Source organism: Streptomyces sp. NPDC021356, from assembly GCF_040641015.1.
Taxonomy (GTDB): Bacteria; Actinomycetota; Actinomycetes; order Streptomycetales; family Streptomycetaceae; genus Streptomyces.
Genome location: NZ_JBFACU010000015.1, coordinates 38924 through 63255 on the forward strand (window position 1 = coordinate 38924; position 24332 = coordinate 63255).

General features: G+C 73.4%; 18 protein-coding genes and 2 pseudogenes. 11 read left to right on the forward strand and 9 right to left on the reverse strand.

The window, feature by feature from the left end; all coding sequences use genetic code 11:
- Positions 1 to 115: 115 nt before the first annotated feature.
- Positions 116 to 1012: an NAD(P)H-binding protein gene (locus AB0G56_RS21305; RefSeq protein WP_360971546.1), complete on the reverse strand. Its 897-nt coding sequence runs from the start codon at positions 1010 to 1012 to the stop codon at positions 116 to 118.
- 168 nt (positions 1013 to 1180) lie between these two features.
- Here AB0G56_RS21305 and AB0G56_RS21310 point away from each other — a divergent pair, with 168 nt between their 5' ends.
- Entirely contained in the window at positions 1181 to 2074 is an 894-nt protein-coding gene (locus AB0G56_RS21310; protein WP_360971882.1) for a LysR family transcriptional regulator, read from the forward strand.
- 157 nt (positions 2075 to 2231) lie between these two features.
- Here the strand turns inward: AB0G56_RS21310 and AB0G56_RS21315 are convergent, their stop codons facing one another.
- The 3 genes and pseudogenes from AB0G56_RS21315 to AB0G56_RS21325 form a co-directional block, all read right to left on the reverse strand.
- Positions 2232 to 4373 (reverse strand): EAL domain-containing protein, encoded by a 2142-nt coding sequence (locus AB0G56_RS21315; RefSeq protein ID WP_360971549.1) that lies wholly within the window; start codon positions 4371 to 4373, stop codon positions 2232 to 2234.
- Positions 4370 to 5182 carry an SAM-dependent methyltransferase gene (locus tag AB0G56_RS21320; protein ID WP_360971552.1) on the reverse strand — a complete coding sequence of 271 codons (813 nt, stop codon included), beginning with the start codon at positions 5180 to 5182 and terminating at the stop codon, positions 4370 to 4372. Before AB0G56_RS21320 ends, AB0G56_RS21315 begins: the two co-directional genes overlap by 4 nt.
- Before the next feature lie 356 nt (positions 5183 to 5538).
- A pseudogene (locus AB0G56_RS21325) lies at positions 5539 to 6577 on the reverse strand (SCO0930 family lipoprotein).
- A gap of 769 nt (positions 6578 to 7346) precedes the next feature.
- Here AB0G56_RS21325 and AB0G56_RS21330 point away from each other — a divergent pair.
- The 3 genes from AB0G56_RS21330 to AB0G56_RS21340 all read left to right on the forward strand — a co-directional run bounded on the left by AB0G56_RS21330 (position 7347) and on the right by AB0G56_RS21340 (position 8853).
- Positions 7347 to 7484 carry a hypothetical protein gene (locus AB0G56_RS21330; protein WP_360971555.1) on the forward strand — a complete coding sequence of 46 codons (138 nt, stop codon included), beginning with the start codon at positions 7347 to 7349 and terminating at the stop codon, positions 7482 to 7484.
- 15 nt (positions 7485 to 7499) lie between these two features.
- Positions 7500 to 8264, forward strand: coding sequence for a DUF4239 domain-containing protein (locus tag AB0G56_RS21335; RefSeq protein ID WP_360971558.1), 765 nt, complete (start codon positions 7500 to 7502; stop codon positions 8262 to 8264).
- A gap of 223 nt (positions 8265 to 8487) precedes the next feature.
- On the forward strand, positions 8488 to 8853 hold the full coding sequence (locus tag AB0G56_RS21340) for a hypothetical protein (protein WP_360971561.1): 366 nt from the start codon (positions 8488 to 8490) through the stop codon (positions 8851 to 8853).
- A 174-nt stretch (positions 8854 to 9027) separates the two neighbouring features.
- Here the strand turns inward: AB0G56_RS21340 and AB0G56_RS21345 are convergent, their stop codons facing one another.
- Positions 9028 to 9759, reverse strand: a complete 732-nt coding sequence (locus AB0G56_RS21345; protein WP_360971564.1) for a hypothetical protein — start codon at positions 9757 to 9759, stop codon at positions 9028 to 9030.
- Positions 9760 to 10089: 330 nt separating this feature from the next.
- Between AB0G56_RS21345 and AB0G56_RS21350 the strand changes: the two genes are divergently transcribed.
- Positions 10090 to 10779 carry a class F sortase gene (locus AB0G56_RS21350; RefSeq protein ID WP_360971567.1) on the forward strand — a complete coding sequence of 230 codons (690 nt, stop codon included), beginning with the start codon at positions 10090 to 10092 and terminating at the stop codon, positions 10777 to 10779.
- Positions 10780 to 10837: 58 nt separating this feature from the next.
- On the opposite strand, the gene AB0G56_RS21355 is transcribed toward AB0G56_RS21350, so the two are convergent.
- Together AB0G56_RS21355 and lysX are read right to left on the reverse strand one after the other, a co-directional pair.
- Positions 10838 to 11677 (reverse strand): polysaccharide deacetylase family protein, encoded by an 840-nt coding sequence (locus AB0G56_RS21355; protein ID WP_360971570.1) that lies wholly within the window; start codon positions 11675 to 11677, stop codon positions 10838 to 10840.
- A 109-nt stretch (positions 11678 to 11786) separates the two neighbouring features.
- Positions 11787 to 15080, reverse strand: coding sequence for a bifunctional lysylphosphatidylglycerol synthetase/lysine--tRNA ligase LysX (gene lysX, locus AB0G56_RS21360; protein WP_360971573.1), 3294 nt, complete (start codon positions 15078 to 15080; stop codon positions 11787 to 11789).
- Between the two features lie 333 nt (positions 15081 to 15413).
- Between lysX and AB0G56_RS21365 the strand changes: the two genes are divergently transcribed.
- The 5 genes and pseudogenes from AB0G56_RS21365 (at position 15414) to AB0G56_RS21385 (ending at position 19664) form a co-directional block, all read left to right on the forward strand.
- Positions 15414 to 15893, forward strand: coding sequence for a universal stress protein (locus AB0G56_RS21365; protein ID WP_360971576.1), 480 nt, complete (start codon positions 15414 to 15416; stop codon positions 15891 to 15893).
- 117 nt (positions 15894 to 16010) lie between these two features.
- On the forward strand, positions 16011 to 17438 hold the full coding sequence (locus tag AB0G56_RS21370; RefSeq protein WP_360971579.1) for an amino acid permease: 1428 nt from the start codon (positions 16011 to 16013) through the stop codon (positions 17436 to 17438).
- A gap of 187 nt (positions 17439 to 17625) precedes the next feature.
- Positions 17626 to 18264 (forward strand): sigma-70 family RNA polymerase sigma factor, encoded by a 639-nt coding sequence (locus AB0G56_RS21375; protein ID WP_360971582.1) that lies wholly within the window; start codon positions 17626 to 17628, stop codon positions 18262 to 18264.
- A gap of 146 nt (positions 18265 to 18410) precedes the next feature.
- Complete coding sequence (locus tag AB0G56_RS21380) at positions 18411 to 18929, forward strand: hypothetical protein (protein WP_360971585.1); 519 nt, start codon at positions 18411 to 18413, stop codon at positions 18927 to 18929.
- A gap of 152 nt (positions 18930 to 19081) precedes the next feature.
- A pseudogene (locus tag AB0G56_RS21385) lies at positions 19082 to 19664 on the forward strand (hypothetical protein).
- A gap of 33 nt (positions 19665 to 19697) precedes the next feature.
- Here AB0G56_RS21385 and AB0G56_RS21390 read toward each other — a convergent pair.
- Together AB0G56_RS21390 and AB0G56_RS21395 are read right to left on the reverse strand one after the other, a co-directional pair.
- Positions 19698 to 20561: a DNA-formamidopyrimidine glycosylase family protein gene (locus AB0G56_RS21390; protein WP_360971587.1), complete on the reverse strand. Its 864-nt coding sequence runs from the start codon at positions 20559 to 20561 to the stop codon at positions 19698 to 19700.
- A gap of 112 nt (positions 20562 to 20673) precedes the next feature.
- Positions 20674 to 22761 (reverse strand): SpoIIE family protein phosphatase, encoded by a 2088-nt coding sequence (locus AB0G56_RS21395; RefSeq protein WP_360971590.1) that lies wholly within the window; start codon positions 22759 to 22761, stop codon positions 20674 to 20676.
- A 117-nt stretch (positions 22762 to 22878) separates the two neighbouring features.
- Here AB0G56_RS21395 and AB0G56_RS21400 point away from each other — a divergent pair, with 117 nt between their 5' ends.
- The gene (locus AB0G56_RS21400; RefSeq protein WP_360971593.1) at positions 22879 to 24303 is read left to right on the forward strand and encodes a lipase maturation factor family protein; all 1425 of its coding nucleotides are present in this window, start codon (positions 22879 to 22881) and stop codon (positions 24301 to 24303) included.
- Positions 24304 to 24332 lie beyond the last annotated feature (29 nt).

A 24332-nucleotide genomic window follows, 5' to 3' on the forward strand; every position in this document is an offset into this window, starting at 1 on the left:
CGGTGCGACGGGCGGGCCGGAAGCGGTGAGCCGGGGACGCGGGGCTGCTGCGGCAGGCCGCCCGGGGCTGACCCCGGCCGGTCGGCCCGGACAGCGCACGGCCGGCCGGCCGGGGTCAGCCGAGGACGGCGGGCTTGAGCACCTCCTCGCACCACTGGCGGAAGGCGGTGGGCGCGGTCTCGGGGGTGCTCGGGGCGGCGGCACCGTAGAAGCCCTGCTCATCGATGGCGCGCGTCATGTCGGCCATGCCCTGCGCCACGGCCTCGCTCGCGCCGCGGCCCAGCAGCGCCCTCCGGTAGTCCTCGATGCCGACCCGCTCCATCCGGACGGGCCGGCCCAGCACCTGCGACACCACCTCGGCCATCCCTTCGGGTGTCAGCGCGTCGGGGCCCACCAGGGGGACGTCCTCCTGCCCGCTCCAGGAGTCCGCGAGCAGCAGCCGGGCCGCCGTGGCGGCGATGTCGGCGGTGGCGCAGGTGCGCAGGACGTGTGCGACGTGTGGGGTGTCGGACGGCATGCGGAACACGCCGCTGTCGCGGATCGAGGGCGCCTGTCCCAGCAGGTTCTCCATGAGGAACGGCGGGCACAGCGCCCGGTAGTGCACGCCGGTGGACATGATCTGCTCGTCCATGGCCAGGGACGCCGAGATCTGCCCGGCGTTCTCGGCGATCTTGCGGCCCAGGGTGGAGACGGCGACCACACGCTGGACGCCCCGCGCCTCGATCACCTCGCACAACGGCTCGGTGAAGGCGCGGAAGTGGCCCGCGACGCTGTCGGTGACCGGTGACGGGGGCACCAGCCAGAACACCCGGTCGGCGTCCGCGCAGGCCGCCCCGAGCACGTCGGGGTCGCTGTGCGAGCCCTGGAACACCTCGACACGGTCCCGCGCCGCCGGCGCGAGGCGTGCGGGGTCACGGACGATCACCCTGAGCGGTCCGGCGTCCGGGGCGTCGAGGAGGCGGTCGAGGAGCTGCCGGCCGATCTGGCCGGTGGGGGTGGTGACGACGATCACGGACACTCCAGGAGAAGGGAGGAACGAGAGAAGGAAGGAACTCGCTCGATCCTGCGTCCGGGGCCCCCGGAACTGAAGGACCGATCCGATCCCGGTTGTTACCCTGGAGGCAATACCGATCGAGGGGGAGCCGTGGAAGCCCTGGACGCCGTGGGAGCCGCGGAAGCCGTGGAGTCCCGTCCGCTGCGCTATTTCGTCGCGGTCGCCGAGGAACTCAACTTCGCCCGCGCCGCCGAGCGCCTGGGCATCTCGCCGCCGCCCCTGTCGCGTGCCGTCCGCCGTCTGGAGGCGGATCTCGGCGTCACCCTGTTCGAGCGGACCACGCACAGCGTCGCGCTGACCCCGCCCGGCGAGGTGCTGCTCAAGGAGGCACGGATCGCGCTGGACGCGTTGCAGGCGGCCGGGCGCCGGGCCCAGCGGGCCGCCGCGCCGCAGGCCGGGCTGGTCCTGGCGATGAAGGCGGACGGCGACGCCGGACTGCTGGAGCCGGTCCTGGAGCGCTTCGCCGCCGACCCCGCCGCCGTGCCGGTCACCGTCCGCCTGTGCGGCCTGGGGGAGGCCCCGGCGCTGCTGCGGCGCGGCGAGGCCGACGTGGCCTTCGCCCACGAGCCGTACGACCGCACCGGCCTGGACGGCGAGCCGCTGGCCACCGAGGAGCGGGTGGCCGCCGTGGCCGCCAGCCACCCGCTCGCCGCCCGCACCCGTCTCACCCTGGACGACCTGGGCCTGGGACGGCGGGACGGGGACCTCGACCGCTTCATCGACGGCTCCCGGCGCCACGGCCAGGATCTCGCGCAGTTGCTGACCCGGGTGGGCCTCGGCGAACTGTTCGCCGTCCTGCCGGCCTCCGTGACCCGGCGCTACCCGCGCCCCGGCGTCGCCTACCGCCCCGTCACGGACGCGCCCCCGGCCGTGATGACGATCGCCTGGCCGCAGCAGTCACGCTCGACGGCCACCGCCGCGCTCGTCCGGATCGCCACCGACCTGGCCGCGGCCCTGGGCGCCGCTCAGGCCGGGGCCGAGCCGGCACCGGCCGCCGGGGTCCACCCCGTGGGGTTGTGAGGGCGAGCGGCACCGAGCGGACCGTACAGGTACAGCGCGCGCGGCCCGGGCCCCGCGGCCCCTTCGGAGCGCCCGCGCGCCTGCGCTTCGGCGGCGCGGCGCGCGCGACCCGTACGGCGATGACGGCGAGGGCCGGCCCGGGCCCTCGCCCCGCTCCTCAACCCGTCGCGTCCGCCAGGGCCAGTTCGTGCAGCCGGTCCGGCGGGCCGGGGCGGGCGTAGTACCAGCCCTGGGCCGTGTCGCAGCCCAGTATCCGCAGCTGTTCCGCCTGGGCGCCGGTCTCCACGCCCTCCACCGTGACGGCGAGGTCCAGGCTGTGGGCCAGGGCGACGATCCCCTCGACGATCTTGAGGTCGACGGGGTCGGCCGGAAACTGCTGCATGCCCTGGGTGAAGGAGCGGTCCAGTTTCAGCACGCTCACCGGCAGCCGGCGCAGGTTGGCCAGGTTGGAGTAGCCGGTGCCGAAGTCGTCCAGGGCGATGTCGACGCCCATCTCGGCGAGCCTGCGCAGCGGTTTGAGCAGGTCGTCGTCCGCGCCGATCAGCGCCGACTCGGTCACCTCCAGGCACAGCGCGTCCGGGGCCACGCCCGTGCGCTCCAGGATGTCGACGGTGTCCTGGACGAGCCCGGGGTGGGTGAGCTGGCACGGCGAGAGGTTGACGTTGATGCGCAGCGCTCCGGCCGCTCCGTCGCCGTGCAGCTCCCGCCACTCGCGGGCCTGGCGCACCGACTGCTCCATGACCCAGCGGCCCAGCGGGACGATCAGCCCGGTGTGCTCGGCGAGCGGGATGAACCGGTCGGGGCCGAGCACGCCGTGCTGCGGGTGCAGCCAGCGCACCAGCGCCTCCGCCCCGCGCACGCTGCCGTCGCCGAGGTGCACCAGCGGCTGGTACTCGATGAAGAACTCGCCCCGGTCGAGTGCGGTGGGCAGTGCCGTGGTGAGCCCGTGCCGGGTGATCGCGCGGGCGTCGGCCTCCGGGTCGGCCAGCTCGAAGCGGTTGCCGCCCGCCGACTTGGCCCGGTACATGGTGATGTCGGCGCTGCGCAGCACCTCCGCCGCGCTGCGCTCCCCCACCGGGCCCTCGACGACGCCGATGCTGCCGCGCACGGTCAGCTCCCGCCCGTCGATGCGGACGGGGGCCAGCAGCGCGTTCATGATGCGGGCGGCGAGGTCGTCGACCTCGGTGCGGCTGTCGGGGCGCGTGGTCAGCGCGACGAACTCGTCTCCGCCGAGCCGGGCGACCATCTCGCCGGGCGCGGTCGCGCACCCCTGGAGCCGGTCGGCGACCTCCACCAGCAGCCGGTCGCCGGCCGCGTGGCCGAGGCTGTCGTTGATGGTCTTGAAGCCGTCCAGGTCGAGGTAGCACAGGCCGAAGCGGCGTCCCTCGCCCGCGGCCAGCGCCTTCTCCAGGCGCTCGAAGAACAGCGTGCGGTTGGGCAGGCCGGTGAGCGCGTCGTGCGTGGCCTCGTAGCGCAGCCGCAGGTTGAGCAGCCGCCGCTCGGTGGTGTCCTCCATGAGGGCCAGCTGGTACTGGGGATTGCCGTCGGGGTCGCGGAGCAGGGAGACGGTCAGGTTGGTCCACAGGACCGTGCCGTCGGGGCGGTTGAAGGCCTTCTCCACGTGGTAGTGCTCGCGCTCGCCGCGCACCAGTTCCTCGTACAGCCGCCAGATCTGCGGCGCGTCGTCGGCGTGCGTCCACTCGCGGACGTTGCGCACGCGCATGTTCTGCTCGGAGCCGCCGAACATGCGCAGCAGCGCGCCGTTGACCTGGAGGACGTTGCCGTCCAGGTCGGCGATCCCGATGCCTATGGCCGCGCCTTCGAAGACCGCGCGGAACCGGGCCTCGCTGGCGTGCAGCGCCTGCGCGACCACGCCCTGGGCGCGCAGCGCGGCCTGTGCGATGGCCTCCTGCTCGGTGAGCGTGCGCTCGCGCAGCGCCCGCGCGAACCCGGCGGCCATCGCGTGCTGGAGCCGCGAGGAGCGGGCCCGCAGGTCCTCCGGGTCGCCGTCCTCGCCGCAGTAGAGCACGAGGTAGGCGTCCACGCAGTCCAGGGAGCGGCTCAGTGCCTCGGGCGCCGTGCAGTGCGCCCCGATCAGCGCGGCGCCGACCGCCTCGCCCTCCGCCGCGTCGAACGCCCTGGCGCGCAGTGCACCGCTCAGCCGGCGGGCCAGCGGCAGCAGTTGCTCCTCGATCTCCGGGCGGGTCAGCGACGTGGAGGTCACCGGGAAGACCGCCCGACTCCAGATCGTCGTCAGCCGGCGCAGTCTGTCCTCCGGCCCGTCCGGCTGCGTGATCACGCCGTACGCCCCACGCCGGCGAAACCGGAGAAGGCATAAGGATCCTCGTCCTCCGGCGCCGTCTGAGGCCGCCAGCGCGCCATCGGCACCAGTCCGGGTTCCACCATGTCGTACCCCTCGAAGAACCGCGCGATCTCGTCGCGCGAGCGCATGATCAGCGGATTGCGGATGCCCTTGTATACGTCGACCGCACCCTCGCTCCGCTCCGGCGGCAACGGGATTCCCTCGTACGAGGCATGCGTGAGGATCAGCAGGCTGCCGGGCGCGAGCGCGTCGCGCAGCTCGGCGACCGCGGTGTACGGGTCGTCCGTGTCTTCCACGAAGTGAAGTATGGCAACGAGAAGCAGCGCCACTGGCCGATTCAGGTCGATCAGCCGCTGCAACTGGGGGCTCGCGAGGATCTCATGGGGCTTGCGCAGGTCCGCCGCGACCACGTCCGCGTCGTCGTTGTCCGCGAGGACGGACTGACTGTGCGTGACGGCCACCGGGTCGTGGTCGACGTAGACCACGCGGGCGCCGGGGCGGGCGCTCTGGGCGACCTCGTGGACGTTGCCGAAGGTCGGGATGCCGGAACCGACGTCCAGGAACTGGGTGATGCCCTCGTCCAGCGCGAAACGCACGGCGCGGCGCATGAACGCCCGGTTCGCCTGCATGATCTTGGGCAGCCCCGGCATGAACTCCATGGCCCTGCGGGCCGCTTCGCGGTCGATCTCGAAGTTGTGCGAACCGCCCAGGTAGTAGTCGTAGATCCGAGCGACGCTCGGCACCGAGATGTCGATGCTCCGTGGGGCCCAGGCGGGACGCTCCATCTTCTCTCCACAACGTAGGCGATCCGGTGTTCGAGCTGAGGCTACTGATCGCCCGCCAAAGGGGCGAGCGGAAACGGAAATTGACCATCCGTTCCCGGTCACCACCTGCGGCGCACGCGCCCGGCGGGCGCCCGCATCACGGTGGATTGCGCCGATGTGCGGGCATGGTGGAGAGTCCCCGCGCGTGTGCTCCGGCACACGCCGGACCGCCCCCTGCGTGGAGCGCGGAGCGGGCGGCCGGGGCCGGCCGGCGCCGTCTCTTCCTGACCGGTACGGCCGCTTCCTGACCGGTATGGTCACTTCCTGGCCGGTGCGGTCACTTCCTGACCGGTGCGGTCACTTCCTGACCGGTGCGGTCACTTCCTGGGCGCGCCGGCGGCCCTTCCGTCGGGGGACACGGCGTACCACGTGCCGCCGACGCCCTGCCCGTAGGTGTCGCCGGGCGCCTTGCCGCCGGAACAGGAGTAGACCGGCCAGCAGTCGACGGTCATCTGCTCCACGCCGTCCGGCCGGGTGAAGCCCATCAGGCCCTTCCTGGCCACGCCCTCGGTGTCCCCCGCCCGGACCGCCGCCACGGCCGGCCACTTCTTGAGGCACGCTCCGGCGCAGGCCGAGACGGACTTCGGCCATGCCTTGTCCTCCGGGAAGCGGTAGACGGTCATGCCGTGCCGGTCGACGACGATGTCGCCCAGTCCGGTCCTGCGTACGGAGAGGCCCGGCAGGCTCGCCAGGGAGGCCTTCTTCCCGTCGGGCGCGAGGGCGTGCCACTTGCCGCCCACGCCCTGGGCGGTTCACCTGTCCGGTCTCGGTGTCCTCGGCGTAGCGGTAGACGGGCCATCCCGCGACGGTGAGCTGACGGGTGCCGTCGGAGCGCGTGACCGCGCCGGGCAGGGCCTTGCCGACGCCGGCACCGGCGGTGGCGTCGTCCGCCGGGACCGGGGGCCGGGCCGTCGCGCAGTCGCCGTCGCAGCGGGACGCGGGCGGTGCGGCGGTGTCCTGGTCGAAGCGGTACAGGACCCTGCCGGCACTGTCGGTCAGGACCTTGCCCAGGCCGGGGTCGGTGGTGACGCCCAGCCGCCCGGCGGTGCCCGTGCGTCCCGCAGCGCCTGCGGTGCCCGTGCGGCCCCCGCTGCCTGTGGAGTCCGCGTCGCCCGCGGGGCCCTGCGGGCCGTCGGCGCCGTAGCCGTGGGCGTCGGCTTCGCCGATGCCCGGACCGTGGCCGGATCCGGCTCCGGATCCGGTGCCGGTGCCGGTGCCGGAGCCGGTGCCGGAGCCGTTGTCGTTGTCGTTGTCGTTGTCGGAGCCGTCGAGGCCGGCGGCCGGGGCCGTCGCGCCGACGTTCTGGCTGCCCGCCGTGGGTGCGCCGTCCTGGCCGCACGCCGTCGTCAGCGCCAGTACGGCCGCGGCCGTCGCCAGGAGTGATGCGTTGCGCCAGGAGGTGTCATCGTCGACTCCCCATCGTTCAGGACGACTTGCGGCACCCTGCTGCGCCGCCGCACGGCCCTGGGTACGCACGGGAGAGACACCCGCGTTCCATCGCGGCCCGACTTCCTCCTCCGTCCGGCGTCACCGCACCGTACGCGTGTGCCCATCGGGGACGGTCGGGGAATCGCCCGGCCAAACCTCGCCCGGCCCCGTTTCCCCCCTTCGGACCAATCCGCCCGGCGCGTCGGAGTGCAGGGGCCCGGAACAGCTCATGATCTCCGTCGTGCATCGACCGAGACCGACCCGATTCGCCCTGGTGCTGCGGGTATTGGCGCCGGCGACCGTGGCGTGGACGTGCGTGGGCGCACCGGCCGCGCCGGCCGCCGCCGACGCCTGCGCCTACGCGTCCACGGGCCCGGGCGGAAACGTGGCGGTGGCGGTGGCAGGAGGCGGCTCCTGGCCGCCGTTCCCCCCGTGCCCGAAACCCACGCCCACGCCCACCCCCACGCCGCCGCCCCGCCCGAGTCCCACACCCACGCCGACTCCGCCGGCCCCGCCGAAGCCCCCGCCCCGGCCGACACCACCGCCGAAGCCGCGGCCGAAGCCGCCGCCCGCCCGCCCGGCCCCCGCTCCCCCGGCACCCCGGCCCACACCGCCCGCACCACCGCCCCCGGCCCGTCGGCCACCTCCCGAGCCGACCCCGACCCCGACGCCCACCCCACCCACCCCCCGCCCGTCCGTGAAGCCGGTCACCTTCCCGCGGTACCAAGCCCGGCCGCACCGGCACGCGCCCCCGCGCGCACCGTCACCGATCACCTACGTCCTGCTCATCGCGGTGCCCGCCCTGGTCGCCGTCGCCGCGCTCCGCCCGCGCTGACCCTGGAGGCACCTGTTGTCGGAATGGCTTGTTCTCGTCCTCGCGATGCTGGCCGCCTGCGCCGTGGTCGTCGTCATCACCCTCGTACGGCACCGCACGGCGACCGAGGACGACGACCCCAGTGAGACGCCGGACGTCATCGAGTACATGACGATGTGGATCGGCGTGGTGTACGCCATCGTGCTGGGTCTGGCCATCGCGGGCGTCTGGGAGGCCCGGGTCGCCGCTCAGGACCACGTCCAGGCGGAGGCGCAGGCCCTGCACGAGATCTCCGAACGGGTCCGGGTCTATCCGCCCGCGGAGCGCGACCTGGTCCGGTCCGATGTCAACGCCTATGTCGGACACGTCGTCACCACCGAGTGGAAGAGCATGGTGGACCACGGCCGGATCACCAAGCGGGGCGACGAGCTGCTGCAGAAGATCCGCGCCGACGTCACCGACTACCAGCCGAAGTCGGACTTCGAGGCGCAGGCCTACCAGCCGCTCGTCGACCAGGTCACCGCCGCCGACCAGGCCCGCGCGGCCCGCGCGGACTCCACCGGGGCGACGATGCCGGGCGTGGTGTGGTTCGGGCTGATCGCCGGGGCCGTGATCACCGTGGGGATGGTGTTCGTGCTGCAGATCCGGCGCACGACACGGGAACTGGTCCTCGCCGGACTGTTCTCCGCGCTGATCGCCTTCCTCCTCTTCCTGATCTGGGACTTCGACGCGCCCTACAGCCGGGGGCTGGCGTCGTCGACGGCGCCCTTCCTGGACATGTTCCCGGGCGTCACCGGCTGACGGGCCCTCACCCGCTGCGCCCCGGCCGGGCTGACGCGCTCCCACCGGCCGCGTCCCCCGGCCGCAGGAACGCCGTCCCCTGTGCGGCCCACACGGTTGCCCCGTTCGCCCGGGTGCGATCGCGCCCGGCCGCACATGTTCTTAGCGTTTCGATCATCGAGGTGCATTTCAGGCGCACGCGGAAGAGGTCCGCAGCTGCTCCTCGGGGACCGGAGGATTCACCATGCGCGTAATACGCGTCGTTTCGGCGGCACTGCTGGGCCTGGGCGCCCTCACCCTCTCCGCACCCGCGGCCGTCGCCAGCGGCGGTGACGGCTCCTACGGCGGCGGGAGCGGTGAGAGCCGTTCCTACGGCGGCGGAGGCGGTGGTGGCCGCTCCGACGACGGCGGTGACGAGGAGGGGGGCCGCGGCGGCCGGGGCGGAGGCAAGCCGGAGCACTTCCAGCACGGCGTCCGCGCCGGCGAGGGCGGCACCATCGCCGGCTTCGACCTGAAGGAGGTCGGCATGGGCACGGCACTCATCGCCGGCTCGGTCGGCGCGGCGTACTACCTCTCGCGCCGCCGCACCGGTGAGGAAGGCGTCGCCTGACACCCCTGCCGGACCGTCGTTCCATGCCTTCGCGCCGGGCCCGTGCGCGGGCCCGGGGCGAAGACGTGACCGCGGGGGCGGCACAGATTTCATGCCCCGGCCACCGCCCAGGTCCACGCGAGGCGGAGCCGGGACGATGGCCGGGGCGGTGGCCGCGGGGCGGGAGCGGTGGCGTCAACCGCGCTTCCCGGCACGGCGGCGCGCCCAGAAGATGCCGCCCCCGACGACGCCGGCCACCAGCAGCCCGGTGCCGATGACGGTGTCCGCCTTGGTGGCGCCGGTCGCCGTGGCGGCGCCGAGACCGGCGCGGACGCCGCCGACCACGGTGAACGCCGCGGGGTGGGTCAGAGTGCGGCCGGCGCAGTCGACGGTGATGTCGTACGTGCCGGGGCGCGCGTCCTGACGGACCGTCACCACTCCCCGGACCGTCCCGCCGGACCCGTCGAACGGGCGCAGCGGTGTCGTCGCGAAGGCGCGTGACGTGGCGTCCCCGCCGGTGCGGCAGCCCTCCACCGTGATCGTCAGCTGCCCGCCGCGGGCGACGGTACCGGGCAGGACCGAGATGTTGCGGAGGCCGGCCGGACCGTCGCCGGGTTCCCCGCCCGGTCCGCCGTCGGGATCGCTGCACTGTGCGCCGCCCGACCAGTCCCCGGGGCCGCTGTCCTCTCCTGCGGCCCCACCCCCATCCCCTCCGGGCCCACCCCCCTCTCCTCCGGGCCCACCCCCCTCTCCTCCGGCCTCACTGCCCTGGCCATCGCCGAACCCTCCGATCCGACCGTTGTCCGGCCCGACGTCCCGACCGACCGGGGCGTCGCCGCCGTTCGCGACGGCCGCGGGGGCGGCGGCCAGGACCACGGCGGTCACGGCGGCCACCAGGACCGCCAGGGGGGTACGAATGATGGACATGTGTTCCTCCGCGGAAGGCGCCCCGGGGGCCCGTACCCGGTCGATCGGCGAGAAAGCACCTCCCGGAAAAACCCTCGGATGCCCGGTACGCGGACGCATTTCGGCACTGGTCCGACCTGGTGAGCCAATGGGCCGGTGAATTCACCCCGTTGGTTGTCGGCGCAGGTCACAGGTTGTCAGGAAGCCCCCGTACGGCTCGCCTCGGATGGCGCACGGAAATACGGTCCGCCACCCGTTCGCTTCCGCCCCGTCGCCGGTTCCGCGCGGCGGACTTAGCGTGCTGCCATGCGCGGATGACGCGGTGACGGCCGCATCGAGAGGGGATGGCGAATGTCTGCGAGCGGGCTGTCCGGGATCACGGAAGAGGAGGAGCCGCAGCCGCGGCGGGGGCGTGCCCCCTGGGGCGTGATAGCGCTGGTCCTGCTCGCCGGGCTCGCCCTCATCCGCAACGGCTCGGGAGAGTTCGACCAAGGTCCGCCGCAGCCCGCGAAGGCGGCGGCGCCGGATGCCGGCCGTCCGCCCTCCGCCCCGCCGTCCACGGCCACGACCGCCGAGCCGTCCCTGGGGCACTCGGAGCCCGACCGCGTCACGATCCCGCTCATCCAGGTCGACGCGCCCGTCACCCCGGTCGGTGTGGACTCCGACGGCTGGGTCGCCGCACCGCCGCCGGACGATCCGAACCTGGCCGGCTGGTTCACCGGCGCCGTCACCCCCGGCGAGAAGGGAACCGCCGTCGTGGTGGGCCACGTCGACAACCACATGGGCCCGGCGGTCTTCTACGGACTGGGTGCCCTGAAGAAGGGGAACCACGTCGAGATCCACCGCGAGGACGGAACGACCGCGGTTTTCGAGGTGTACGGCGTCGAGGTGTTCGAGAAGAGCGACTTCCCCGGCGACCGCGTGTACGGCTCGAAGGGAACGCCGGAACTGCGGCTCATCACCTGCGGCGGCGACTACACCAAGCAGACCGGCTACCAGGGCAACGTCGTCGTCTTCGCCCGCCTGGCCGAGGTCCGCTGAACGGCGGGGGTCCGCCGCCGGCGCGGCGGCGCCGGCGGCCGGGCGGGGCCGGACCGTCTCAGGTGTACTTCCGGCGCGGCACGGTGAAGTGGTAGCCCTCGTCGAGGAGTCTGGGCAGGTAGGTGCGCAGCGCGCGCACGGTCTGTGAGCGGTCGCCCCCCGCGTCGTGGGAGAGCACCACGACCCCGGGGGCGGCTCCGCGTTCGACGCGGCGCACGATGGTGCTGGTGCCGGGCGTCGTCCAGTCGAGGCTGTCGACGGTCCAGGCCAGCGGTTCCATGCCCATCTCGGCGTTGAGCTGGAAGACGTTGCGGTTCCATGCGCCGTAGGGGGCGCGGAACCACAGGGGCCGTTCGCCGTAGGCCTTCTCGATGACGTCGCTGGTGCTCTCGATCTCGTCGCGGATCTCGCTGCGGCTGAGCTGGGTCAGCAGCGGGTGGGTCCAGGTGTGGTTGCCGACGACGTGGCCCTCGTCGGCCATCCGGGCCAGCAGGTCCCGGTTCCAGTCGGCCATCTCGCCGCACACCATGAACGTCGCCCGGATGTCGTACTCGGCCAGGGTGTCCAGGACGTGCGGGGTGTAGTCGGGGTTGGGCCCGTCGTCGAAGGTGAGCAGCATGGTGTTGCCGCGGCCGGAGAAGCGCAGGATGGGGGCGGTGCGCACCTTGGTGGGCAGCGGCCGGGCTCGCTGCGGGACGTCGCCGGTCAGCGGGCGGAGCCGGTAGGTGGAGGGCTTGAGGGCGCTGCGCGCCTGGGGGCCCGCGGCGGGCGGTGCCGCCGCGGTGCCGGAGGAGTCGGCGAGCAGCAGGCCGGCCGTGCCGGCCGCGCCTGCCGCGCCGAGGGCGGCGGCCCCGGCGAGCAACGCCCGGCGCCGCGTGAACAACTGATCCTTCTGCATGACTCATCAGTGACCGGACGGTCACTGCGGCACCGGTACGGCGGCACGAAAACACCCGCCCGGCCCAGTTGGCGGCGGCCGGTGGCCGGGCGGTGCCGTACGGTCCCGGTCAGCGGCGCCGTACCAGCGGGAACGGGAGCGTCTCCCGGATGGTCAGGCCGGTGAGGAACATGACGATCCGGTCGACGCCGATGCCGAGGCCGCCGGTGGGCGGCATGGCGTACTCGAGGGCGTCGAGGAAGTCCTCGTCCAGTTCCATCGCCTCCGGGTCGCCGCCGGCGGCGAGCAGCGACTGCGCGGTGAGGCGGCGGCGCTGCTCGGCGGGGTCGGTCAGTTCGGAGTAGGCGGTGCCGAGTTCGGTGCCGAAGGCGACGAGGTCCCAGCGTTCGGCGAGCCGGGGGTCGGTGCGGTGCTGCCGGGTGAGCGGGGAGACGTCGGTGGGGAAGTCCTTGTAGAAGGTGGGCAGTCGGGTGCGTTCCTCGACCAGTCGCTCGTACATCTCCAGCACGATCTCGCCGGGGCCGTCGTCCGGCCGGTACGGTACGCCGGCGCGCTCGCAGTGGCGGTGCAGCGTCGCCAGGCCGGTGCCGGGGCCGATCTCCTCGCCGAGCGCCTCGGAGATCGCGCCGTGCACGGTCCTGACCGGCCAGGGCCCGGAGATGTCGTACTCCTCGCCGTCGCTGCGGGCGACGGGGCGGCCGAAGGCGGCCTGTGCGGCGCCCTGGACCAGTTCGCGGGTGAGGTCGAGCATCACGTCGTAGTCGGCGTAGGCCTGGTAGGCCTCCAGCATCGTGAACTCGGGGTTGTGCTTGTGGGAGACGCCCTCGTTGCGGAAGGTGCGGCCCATCTCGAAGACCTTCTCCAGTCCGCCGACGCACAGCCGCTTCAGGTACAGCTCGGGGGCGATGCGCAGGTACAGGTCGAGGTCGTAGGCGTTGATGTGGGTGGTGAAGGGGCGGGCGTTGGCGCCGCCGTGGATCCGTTGCAGCATCGGGGTCTCGACCTCCAGGAAGCCGCGGTCCAGCAGGCCCTGGCGCAGGGCCTGGACGGCGGTGGAGCGGACCCGGACGACGGCGCGTGCCTCGGAGCCGGCCAGGAGGTCGAGGTAGCGCATGCGGACCCTGGCCTCCGGGTCGGCGAGGCCGCGGTGCTTGTCGGGCAGGGGGCGCAGGCACTTGCCGAGCAGTTGCCAGGAGGTGACGAAGACGGTCGGTTCGCCCCGGTCGCTGGTGCCCGTGCGGCCGACGGCGCTGATGTGGTCGCCGATGTCCGTGTCGGCGCGGAAGCGGCCCAGGGCGTCCGGGCCGGTGCCGTCGCGGGTGAGGGCGAGCTGGTGGTCGCCCGACCAGTCGCGCAGGACGGCGAAGACGATCCCGCCGAAGTCGCGTACGAGCATGATCCGCCCGGCGACCGTGACCTGTTCGCCCGCGCGGGTGCGGGCGCGGACCTCGGCGAGGGTGCGGGTGCGGGCGGGGGCGCCGACCGGGTAGGGGTCGGTGCCGTCGGCCCGCAGCCTTGCCAGCCGGGCGTGCCGGACGCGGACCTGGTCGGACAGGGCGGCGAGCGGGTCGTCGGGGACGGCGGGGCCGGGCCCGTCGAGGCCGAGGGCGGTGAGCGGGGGCAGGTGGTCGGTGGTGGCGGGACGGGGGCCGGACCGGGCGTGTCCCTTGCCCCAGAGCTTGCGCAGGGAGGGTACGGGCACGAAGCCCTCGGCGATGCCGGAGGCGACGCCGATGCGGGCGAGGGAGGCGGTCTCGCCATAGCAGATGTAGCGCGGGTACCACTCGGGGTGGTACTTGGCGTTGGACCGGTACAGGGCCTCCAGCTGCCACCAGCGGGAGAAGAAGAGCAGCAGCCTGCGCCACAGTCGCAGGACCGGTCCGGCACCGATGCGGGCACCCTCCTCGAAGACGGAGCGGAAGACGGCGAAGTTCAGGGAGATCCGGCGCACGCCGAGCGCGGGGGCGGCGGCGCACAGCTCGGCGACCATGAACTCCATGATGCCGTTGGGTGCGGTGCGGTCGCGGCGCATCAGGTCGAGGGAGACGCCGTGGCGGCCCCAGGGCACGAAGGAGAGCAGCGCGAGCAGCCGGCCGTCGGCGCTCAGGGCCTCGACGAGCAGGCAGCCGCCGTCGGCCGGGTCGCCGAGGCGGTCCAGGGCCATGGAGAAGCCGCGTTCGGTCTCCGTGTCCCGCCAGGCGTCGGCCTTGTCGACGACCTCCTCCATCTCCTCGTCGGTGAGGGCGGCGTGGCGGCGGACGCGGCAGGTGGCCCCGGTGCGGCGGACGCGGTGCACGGCCTGCCGGGTCACCCGCATGTCCCGGCCGCCGAGGTCGAAGCCCGCGATGTGCACGATCGCCTCGTCGCCGAGCTGGAGGGCGCCGAGGCCGGCGCGGACGTAGGCGCGGGCGCCGTCCTCGGAGGCGCCCATCACGGCGGGCGTCCAGGCGTACCGGCGGGCCGCTTCCAGCCAGGCGGCGATGGCGTGCGGCCAGGCCTCGCGGTCGCCGACGGGGTCGCCGCTGGCCAGGCAGACGCCGGCCTCGACACGGTAGGTGACCGCCGCCTTGCCGCTGGGCGAGAAGACGACGGCCTTGTCGCGGCGGGTGGCGAAGTAGCCGAGCGAGTCGTCCTCGCCGTAGGCCCGCAGCAGGGCGCGGATGCGGGTCTCCTCGTCGCCGTGCAGGGCCGCTTCCAGGCGCTGCGAGCGGAAGAGGGTGGCGGCCGCGTTGAGCAGGGCGAGCGCGCCGAGCAGGCCGAGCACGAAGGTGACCGGGCGGGGCGGGCGGCCGTCGAAGTCACGGGCGGAGACCAGGCCGCCCATGACCCGGTTGGCGGACCACGCCAGGTGCAGGCCGGTCGGCAGGGTGCCGGGGAAGAGCGCGACCAGCCCCCAGCCGGCCAGGACGGCGGCGAGGAGTCCGACGGCCAGCACGGCCAGCGCCCGCCACACGGCACCGCGCCGGGAGGCGGCGTAGAACTCGCGGCGGGCGGCGACCAGCAGGAGCAGCGCGAGGCCGCACAGGACCAGGGAGGGCAGCGACTCGGCGTACTCGCCCAGTGTCAGGCCCAGGACGTCGCCGAGGATGACCAGGCCGAGGTAGACGACCACCAGCCACCAGGCGACCTTCTTGCGGGCGGCGGTCGCGCCGGCCAGCAGGAACAGGAACGCGGCGTAGGCGAGGTTGGCGCTGACCGGGACGAGCAGCAGGTCGAGGAAGCGGACGACGGGCCGCAGCAGGCCGCGCAGCGGCGCGATGAGGTCGAGCAGGGCGCACAGCAGGGCGAGGGCCCCGAAGAAGACACCGAACACCTCGGGCACCCGGCCCAGCAGGCCGCTGCCCGGCGGCCGGGCGGGTTCTGTCCCGCCCCGGGGCGGGGCGGCGCCGACGGTGACGGTCATGGCCTTGGGGGGCTGGTACTCATGGTTCCGACTCTAGGAAGACGGCGGCGGGGGCGCCCGTCGGAGGGGGTGGGAAGGAGGCCCGGACGGGGGCGGGGACGGCCGTTCGGTCCGCCCGGGCAGGGGTGACCCGGGGGACGTGGGCGGCGCGTCGGGACACGCGGGTGGCGGCCCGACCGGGAACGCCGGGGCACGGGAGCGGGTCCCGGGGCGCCCGCCGGCCACGGGCCGCCTGCCCGGGGTCCGCGGGATACGCGTGGACGGCGGCGGAGCCGGGTTTTCGGGGCTCCCCGGGAGGGGGGCGGAGGGAAGTCTTCCGATAAGCTACTCAGCGTGACGGAACAGCACGAGGAGCACGAGCGGCAGGCGGACCGGTTCGAGCGGGGCACCGACGGGCCGAAGGTGATCGTGACCGGGGTGGACGGCTCCGACTCCTCCATGCGGGCCGCCGCCTACGCCGCCGGCCTGGCCCGGCGTCAGGGCGCGCGGCTGGCCGTCGTGTACGTGCAGCCGGTGATGTCGGCGGGGGCGGCGATGGGTGCTCCGGTGGCCGAGACGACCGACGAGATCGCCGAGGACCTGGTGCAGCAGATCCGTGCGTCCGCCGAGCGGTTGAAGGGGATATTCGAGGTCCGCTGGGAGTTCCACACCTTCCGCGGCGATCCGTACAACGGCCTGGTGACGGCCGCCGACGAGCTGAAGGCGGACGCGGTGGTCGTCGGAGCCTCCGAGCAGGCCGGCCACCGGATCATCGGCTCGGTGGCGGTACGCCTGGTGAAGGCGGGAAGGTGGCCGGTGACGGTGGTCCCGTAGCGGTCCGCGCCGACCGCCCGCGACCTGCGGGGCTTGCGTGGCGTCTTCCGTACCCGGCGGCCCTGGGCCATCATGATCCGCCGTCAGCCGATTGCCGTCTGCGAAGAGGTGAGGCGCATGGCCGGGCTCCGTATGGGCGAGGGCATTCTCCGCCGTAAACCCATCGAACACATCGAGGAGTCGGAAGCCGGCGAGGGACCGAAACTCGAACGGTCGCTCGGGTTGTGGCAGCTCACCGCGATCGGCGTGGGCGGCATCATCGGCGCGGGCATCTTCACGCTGGCCGGCACGGTGGCCAACGGCACGGCCGGTCCGGCGGTCCTCGTCTCCTTCCTGATCGCGGGCGTGGCCAGCGCGTGCGCCGCGCTGTCGTACGCGGAGTTCGCGGGCCTGATCCCGAAGGCGGGCTCGGCCTACACGTACGGGTACGCGGTCCTCGGCGAGTTCGCGGGCTGGTTCATCGGCTGGGACCTGCTCCTGGAGTACACGGCGATCGTGGCGGTGGTCGCCATCGGCATCTCCGGCTACTTCAGTTTCCTCGTCGAGGACATGGGCGCCCACCTCCCCGCGTGGATGCTGGGCGCGCCCGGTACCGGGTCCGGGCACAGGGTCGATCTGTTCGCGGCGATCCTGTGCCTGCTCATCGCCTGGCTGCTGAACCTCGGCATCCGCAACGCGGCCCGTTTCGAGATGGTCGTGGTGGTGCTGAAGGTCGTCGTGGTGCTGGTGGTGATCGTGGTGGGTGTGTTCCACATCCACGGCGCGAACTACCACCCGTTCTTCCCGTACGGGGTCAGCGGGGCGTTCACCGGCGCGGCGACCGTGTTCTTCGCGGTCTTCGGCTACGACGCCATGTCGACGGCGGCCGAGGAGTCCAAGGACGCCCAGCGGCACATGCCCAAGGCGATCATCTACTCGCTGGTGATCGCGATGGTGCTGTACGTGGCGGCCTGCCTGGTGCTGACCGGAATGCAGAAGTACAAGGACATCGACAAGGAGAGCGGGTTCGCGACCGCGTTCAAGTCGGTGGGTCTGAGCAGGCTGGCGGACGTGATCGCGGTGGGCGCGATCATCGGCATCCTCACCGTGATGTTCACGTTCATGCTGGGCGTGACCCGGGTGTGGTTCTCGATGTCCCGGGACGGGCTGCTGCCGCGCTGGTTCGCGAAGACGCACCCCACCCGGCACGTGCCGACCCGGGTGACGTGGATCGTGGGGGTCGCCTCCGCCGTCATCGCCGGTTTCCTGCCGATCGCGGAGGCGGCCGAACTGACCAACATCGGCATCCTGCTGGCGTTCGTGGTGGTGTGCGCGGCGGTGATCGTGCTGCGCCACAAGCAGCCGGCCCTGCCGCGCGCCTTCCGCACCCCGTGGATGCCGTTCGTGCCGGCCCTGGGGATCGTCTTCTCGATCTGGCTGATCACGTTCCTGCAGTGGCAGACCTGGGTGCGGTTCGTGGTGTGGTTCCTGATCGGGTGCGTGATCTACTTCGGCTACTCGTACAAGCGGTCGGCGCTGGCTCCGCGCCGCGACGAGCGGGGCTGAGCCGGGCGGACCTCCGCGACGCGTGCCCGGACGGTACGTCACCCTTGGTCCCGTCCGGTGCCCTCCGGTCGGGCCTACGGCGGCCTGCCGACCGTTCGTCGCACCGTTCGCCGACGCGATCGACCGTCCGCCGCACAGCGGTGCCCGCGCCCTGTCCCCGCACGGCCCCCTGCGATGCGATACGGCCATGACGGCCGGAACCACCCTCCCGCCCCAGACGGCGCCCGCCCGCACGAGGGCCGCCCCCGCGGCGCCCGCCGGCACGACACCCGCCGCCCCCGCGGCCGCCGCGACGGCGGCCGCCGGTGACACGACCGCCGAGCACGAACTCGCCGCGCTCCAGCGCGAGCACGCCAGGCCGCTGTTCGCGCTGCTGCTGCGCCTGTGCGAGGGCGACCGGCAGCGCGCCGAGGACCTGCTCCAGGAGACGCTCGTTCGTGCCTGGCAGCACCCGGAGGCACTGCGCGCCGACGCCTTCGACTCCGTACGGCCCTGGCTGCTGACCGTCGCCCGGCGCCTCGCCATCGACGCGCGGCGGGCCCGGCAGGCCAGGCCGCCGGAGGTGGGCGACGCGGTCCTGGAGAGCGCGCGGGTGATCGCCGACCACGCCGAACGCTCCGCCGCCGCGCTCGATGTGCGCCGGGCTGTGAAGACGCTCACTCCGCGGCACCGTGAAGTACTGGTGCTGGTGTACTTCCGCGGGGCCAGTGTGGCGGAGACCGCGGAAATCCTGGGCGTTCCGCCCGGTACCGTGAAGTCCCGCGCGTACTACGCGCTGCGCGCCCTGCGCAGGGTGCTCCCGGGCTACGCGGTCGACCTGCGATGAAACGGACTCCCGGGTCAAGCCTCCGTAAAGCGCCTTGCTGTGGACCACGGTTGAGTAATCGGCTGTTCTCATCCGTGTTCCGCACAGGCTCCGTCCCAGGGGCCGGGGCCGGGCGACGCGCACGCACCGGAGGAAGGCAGGAAGGGATGCTGCACAGAGGTCAAGAGAGCACGGACGGCGACGGCGACGGCGGTGAACTGGTCGTTCCGATGGCCTGGTTGTACGCCGAGTACATCGCCGAGGAGCTGCTGCGCACCGGCGACCTGATGCCGCCGGCGTCGGTGGAGTTCCGCGCCGGACGGGACGCACTCGCGCTGACCGTCTTCCTGTCCGACACCGGGGGCGAGCTGTCGGGCATCCGGGTCGTCTCGCAGCTGGAGACGTGGCTGTCACTGACCGCGTACGACCAGCCGTGGCAGGACTGGGTGCGCGAGCGCCTGGCCTGCCTCACGGCCGACGCGTACGCCTGCGGCACGCCCTCGCCCGACCTGGCGCTGGCCGAGGCCGCCTGGCGCTGGCTGGAGGAGACCGAGCTGCTCGCGCCCGACCTGGACGCGGTGCCGGACGGCACCGGCGCGGTCGGCGAGGACGAGGGACCGAAGGTGTGGACGCCCGCCTGGCAGCTCGGCCTGCCCCTGGGACACCTCGCCATCCATCTCTTCTGATCCGCGGCCCGCGTCCTCGTCCGGCCCACGGCCGCCCCGCCTCTTCGCGCAGTGGTTCCGCTGCGTGATTCGGCTGAGTGATTCCGCGCCGCCGCCCCTACGGGTGGGGGCGCGGAATCACCCCACCCGCTCCCCTCGCGAGGATGGAGAGCATGAGGTCCCTGGAACGGCATCGCGACGTCGGTGCGTACACGCTCGGCTGCTGGTCGAGGCGGACGTCTTCCGTTTCGAGGACCACCTCGTGGAGTGCCCTCGCTGCGCGGCGCACCTCAGCGAGTTCGGCCCCACCGCCCGGCAGTTGCTCCTCTACCGGCGGGCCACGCCACGCTCCGTGCCTCCCGTGGCCAGGCCCGGCGCCCTGCTGCCGGAGCGGCCGGCCGCCGAGGTGGCGCGCAGACGGCGGGCCGGGCGCGGGCGTCTGCTGGGCGGGCCGGCCGCCGCGGCGGTGCTGTCCGACGCCCGCACGGCGTGTGGGCCGAGGTCAGCGCCGCCGACCTGCCGTGGGGCAGTGAGGTCCGGCTGCGGACCCGGGACACGACGGGCCCGCACTCCTGCCGGCTCGTCGCGGTCGGCCGTGACGGCTCGCGGCAGACGGTGACCGACTGGTCCGTGGGACCGCGCGAGGGCCGGACGGCCACCGTGGCCGGCGCCGCGGCACTGCGTCCCGGCCGGATCGCCCGCTTCGAGGTGCGCACGGCGGCCGGGCAGCGGCTCGTGACGCTCGACGCGCACTGACCCGCCCGCGCCCGCCGGGGCGCCGCCCGCGCGCTATTTGAGCAGCCGGGAGAGTCTGCGGTCCGCCAGCGGTTTCCCGCCGGTCTGGCAGGTCGGGCAGTACTGCAGCGAGGAGTCGCTGAAGGAGACCTCGCGGATGGTGTCGCCGCACACCGGGCAGGGCTCGCCGGTACGGCCGTGCACCCTGAGGCCGCTCTTCTTCTCCGCCTTCAGCCGGCCGGCCGCGACCCCCCGGGAGCGCTCCACGGCCTCGGTCAGGGTGGTGCGCAGCGCCTCGTACAGTCTTCGGGTCTCCTGCGGGGTCAGGGAGGCGGCCAGCTTGAACGGGGACATGCGCGCCGCGTGCAGGATCTCGTCGCTGTAGGCGTTGCCCACGCCCGCGATCAGGCTCTGGTCGCGCAGGGCGCCCTTGAGCTGCCGCCGCTCCCCCGCCAGGAGCCGCGTGAAACGCTCCTCGTCGAAGCCGTCGGCCAGCGGGTCGGGGCCGAGGCGGGCGATGCCCGGCACCTGACGCGGGTCGCGCACCACGTACACCGCGAGCCGCTTCTGGGTGCCGGCCTCGGTGAGATCGAAGCCCGCGCCGGTCTCCAGGGCGACGCGCAGGGCGAGGGGACCCTTGCCGGGGCGCGGCACGCCGTCTGGCAGGCGGTCCTTCCACTGCAGCCAGCCCGCGCGGGCGAGGTGGGTGACGAGGTGCGGGCCGCCGCCGGTCGCCAGGTCCAGGAACTTCCCGTAGCGGCCGACAGCGGTGATCTCGTGGCCTTCGAGGGCGGTGAGGGGCGGGTCGTAGGTCTTCAGGACGCTGACGGCGACGGGCAGCACCCGGACCACCTCGTGACCGACCAGGTTCTCGGTCAGGAAGTCCTTGAGCGCTTCCACCTCGGGCAGTTCCGGCATGGTTCCAGAGTGCCACCGGCCACTGACATTGATACTCGTACGCGGGCTCCGGCGGTCGTGGCTCTGCGGCCCCGGCCCCGGCCCCCGCCCCGGCGCCCGGCTCCCGGTACGTTCACTTCGTCCGGCCCACGACGAACTCGCACCACAGGCACTTGCCGCCGCCGCGCGCCTCCACGCCCCACACGTCGGCGAGCCGGTCGACGAGCAGCAGGCCCCGGCCGGAGACGCCCTGCTCCCCCGGTTCGCGGCGGCACGGCAGGGCGCTGGAGGAGTCCTCGACCTCGACTCTGAGCCGCCGGTCGGTGCCGGTGAGCACCCGCAGGGTGACCACGGCGGCACCCTCGGTGTGCATCAGCGCGTTGGTGATGAGTTCGTCGGCCACGAGTTCGATCTCGTCGGAGCGTTCGCGGGCGCCCCAGGAGCGCACGGTGGCGCGGATCATGTGCCGGGCTCCGGTGAGCGCCTCGGGGTCGCCGGGGGCGACGTGCTGCTGGAGCCGGCCGACGGGCTGCCGTTCGGTGAGCGCGCGGCGGCGCAGCACGAGCAGGGCCACGTCGTCGTCGCCGCCGCGTTCCTCCGCCATGGCGATCAGCCGGTCGGCGAGGTCCCGTACGTCCTCGGGACCGGCCGCGATGGACGCGACCAGGGCCCGCATGCCGTCGTCGAGGTCGGCGCCGGGCTGTTCCACCAGGCCGTCGGTGCACAGCACCAGGGACTGTCCGGGGTCGAGTTCCATGGCGCAGACCGGGTACTCCAGGCTGCCGAACTCGGCGGACAGGCCGAGTGGCAGGCCACCGTCGACCTCGACCCGGTGGCAGGTGCCGTCGACGTGCCGCACCAGCGGGTCGATGTGGCCGGCGCGGACGACCTGGACGACGCCGGTGGACAGGTCGGCCTCCGCGTACAGGCAGGTCGCGAAGCGGTCGGTGTCCAGTTCGTGCAGGAAGACGGAGGCGCGGGCCATCACGGTGGCCGGGGTGTGGCCCTCGGCGGCGTAGGCCCGCAGGACGATGCGCAGCTGGCCCATGACGGCGGCGGCGTGCGTGTCGTGGCCCTGGACGTCGCCGATGACGGCGCCGACCCGGCCGCCGGGGAGCGGGATGAGGTCGTACCAGTCGCCGCCGATGTCGCGGCCCAGGGAGCCGCCCGCGTACCCGGAGCGGTAGCGCACGGCGACGTCGGCGCCGGGGACGCTGGGGATGGTGCGCGGCAGCATGGCCTGCTGGAGGCTCTGGGCGAGGTCCTTCTCCTGCTCGTAGAGCATGGCCCGCTGCAGGCTCTGCGCGATGCTGCTGCCGAGGGCGACGAGGACGTTGCGCTCCTCCGGGGAGAAGCCGTGCCGTCCGCTGTAGAGCAGGCCCATGCCGCCGATCGGGCGGCCCTGGGCGACCAGCGGGAGGTAGGCGGCCGAGGTGATGCGCAGGTTTGTGATGTGCGGCCACAGGATGGGGTAGCGCTCGGCGAAGTCCTCCGGGGACTCGATGAAGCGCGGGCTGAGGGTGCGGACCGCCTCGCTCATCGGGTAGGGCTCGTCGATCCGGGTGACGCGGGTGCCGGGGACGGAGCTGCCCTCGGGTCCCTCGGCGACGAGCCGGATGCGGCCCGCCTCGACGAGGCCGAGGACCAGGCTGGTGGCTCCGAGCAGGGCGAGTCCGTGGCTGTCCTTGACGACGTCGATGACGTCCTGGACGGTGTGCGCGTGGGCGAGGGCGGCCGTGGTGGCCTGGACGACGTTGGTCTGCTCGCGGCGGGCGGCGGCCCGGGCGACGCGCTCCTGGCGGCCCGCGATGTCGTCGAGTTCGTCGGTGGCGTCCCGGATGATGCCGATGATCCGGTGCGGGCGGCCGGCCCCGTCGCGGCGGATGTAGCCCTGGGTGTGGACCCAGCGAAGGGTGCCGTCACGGCGGCGCACACGCATGTACGTGCCGTAGTTCTCGCTGCCGTCCTTCAGCGCGCGGGCCACCATGGCGTCCAGGCGGCGGCCCTCCTGGCCGGGGATGCGGCGGCCCAGGCTCTCGGGGCGGCCGTCGTACTCCTCGGAGGTGAGATCGAAGATCTTGAGGGTCTGCGCGTCCATGCTGAGCAGACCGGTGTCCAGGTCCCAGTCGAAGCTGCCCATGCGGTTGAGTGCCAGGATCGGATCCGGGTGCGCGGGCCAGTCGTCCGGGAGTGACAGGGCGTGCGCTCCCCGTTCAGCCATGGGGCCACCTTGCCAGCATTTGCCTGATTCTTCGAGTGGGAGGCGGGGGAACCCGAGGAGGACCGGGGGAACCCGAGGAGGACCGGGGAAGCCGCGAGGAGAGGGGCGTGCACGGCCGTGGGATGGTTCACCGCACCCGACTACTGGATGGGCCGGCTGGTGTTCCAGCGGGCGCTGGCCGCCGTGTACCTCGTGTCGTTCCTGACGGCGGCCCTGCAGTTCCGGGCGCTGCTGGGCGAGCGGGGCATGCTGCCGATCCCCCGGTTCGTGGCGCGGGTGCCCTTCCGCCGGGCGCCGAGCCTGTTCCACCTGCGCTACTCCGACCGGCTCTTCGCGCAGGTCGCCTGGGGCGGCTGCGCGGTGTCGGCGGTGCTGCTCGCGGGGCTGGACGGGTGGCTGCCGCTGTGGGGCTGCATGCTGCTGTGGCTGGTGCCGTGGGCGCTGTACCTGTCGATCGTGAACGTCGGGCAGACCTGGTACGGCTTCGGCTGGGAGTCGTTGCTGCTGGAGACGGGGTTCCTGGCGGTGTTCCTGGGCAACGGCGAGGTCGCCCCGCCCGTCGTGGTGCTGTTCCTGCTGCGCTGGATCCTGTTCCGGGTGGAGTTCGGCGCGGGGCTGATCAAGATGCGCGGCGACGCGTGCTGGCGGAACCTGACCTGCCTGTACTACCACCACGAGACGCAGCCGATGCCGGGCCCGCTGAGCTGGTTCTTCCACCATCTGCCCGCCCCGCTGCACAAGGCGGAGACGGCCGCGAACCACGTCACGCAACTGGTGGTGCCGTTCCTGTTGTTCACCCCGCAGCCGATCGCCACGGCCGCCGCGTCGCTGATGATCCTGACCCAGTTGTGGCTGGTGCTGTCGGGCAACTTCGCGTGGCTGAACTGGATCACCGTCGTGCTGGCCCTGTCCGCCGTGCGATGGCCGGGCTCGCCGCCGTCCCCGGTGCCGGCGACACCGCTGTGGTACGAGGTGGTCGTCCTGGCCGTCGCCGTGCTGCTGGCGGGGCTCAGCTACCGCCCCGTACTGAACATGGTCTCCCGCCGCCAGGTCATGAACCGTTCCTTCGACCCGCTGCACCTGGTCAACACCTACGGGGCCTTCGGCAGCGTCAGCCGGGTCCGCTACGAGGTGGTGATCGAGGGCACCCTGGACGAGGTGCCGCGCGAGGACTCCGACTGGCGGGAGTACGAGTTCCGGGGCAAGCCCGGGGACGTACGGCACTGGCCGCGCCAGTTCGCGCCGTACCACCTGCGCCTGGACTGGCTGATGTGGTTCGCCGCGCTCTCCCCCGCGTACGCCGGGCCGTGGTTCGGCGCGCTCGTGGAACGGCTCCTGGAGAACGACCGCGACACCCTCAGGCTGCTGCGCCGCTCCCCCTTCCCGCCCGACCGGCCGCCGCGCTACGTCCGCGCCCGCCTGTTCCGCTACCGGTACACGACCTGGCAGGAACTGCGCGCCACCGGCGCCTGCTGGGACCGTACGTATGTCCGGGAGTTCCTGGCGCCGAGCCGGTTGGCGGGGACGGTGGGGCGGGCCTGACCAGAACCCGCTGTCAGACCGTCCCGCCA

Coding starts and splice junctions, on each gene's coding strand:
- AB0G56_RS21320 (WP_360971552.1), bottom strand. CDS start 5,182: ATGGAGCGTCCCGCCTGGGCCCCACGGAGCATCGACATCTCGGTGCCG.
- AB0G56_RS21340 (WP_360971561.1), top strand. CDS start 8,488: ATGCGCGTAATACGCGTCGTTTCGGCGGCACTGCTGGGCCTGGGCGCC.
- AB0G56_RS21345 (WP_360971564.1), bottom strand. CDS start 9,759: ATGTCCATCATTCGTACCCCCCTGGCGGTCCTGGTGGCCGCCGTGACC.
- AB0G56_RS21350 (WP_360971567.1), top strand. CDS start 10,090: ATGTCTGCGAGCGGGCTGTCCGGGATCACGGAAGAGGAGGAGCCGCAG.
- AB0G56_RS21355 (WP_360971570.1), bottom strand. CDS start 11,677: ATGCAGAAGGATCAGTTGTTCACGCGGCGCCGGGCGTTGCTCGCCGGG.
- lysX (WP_360971573.1), bottom strand. CDS start 15,080: ATGACCGTCACCGTCGGCGCCGCCCCGCCCCGGGGCGGGACAGAACCC.
- AB0G56_RS21370 (WP_360971579.1), top strand. CDS start 16,011: ATGGCCGGGCTCCGTATGGGCGAGGGCATTCTCCGCCGTAAACCCATC.
- AB0G56_RS21375 (WP_360971582.1), top strand. CDS start 17,626: ATGACGGCCGGAACCACCCTCCCGCCCCAGACGGCGCCCGCCCGCACG.
- AB0G56_RS21380 (WP_360971585.1), top strand. CDS start 18,411: ATGCTGCACAGAGGTCAAGAGAGCACGGACGGCGACGGCGACGGCGGT.
- AB0G56_RS21390 (WP_360971587.1), bottom strand. CDS start 20,561: ATGCCGGAACTGCCCGAGGTGGAAGCGCTCAAGGACTTCCTGACCGAG.
- AB0G56_RS21395 (WP_360971590.1), bottom strand. CDS start 22,761: ATGGCTGAACGGGGAGCGCACGCCCTGTCACTCCCGGACGACTGGCCC.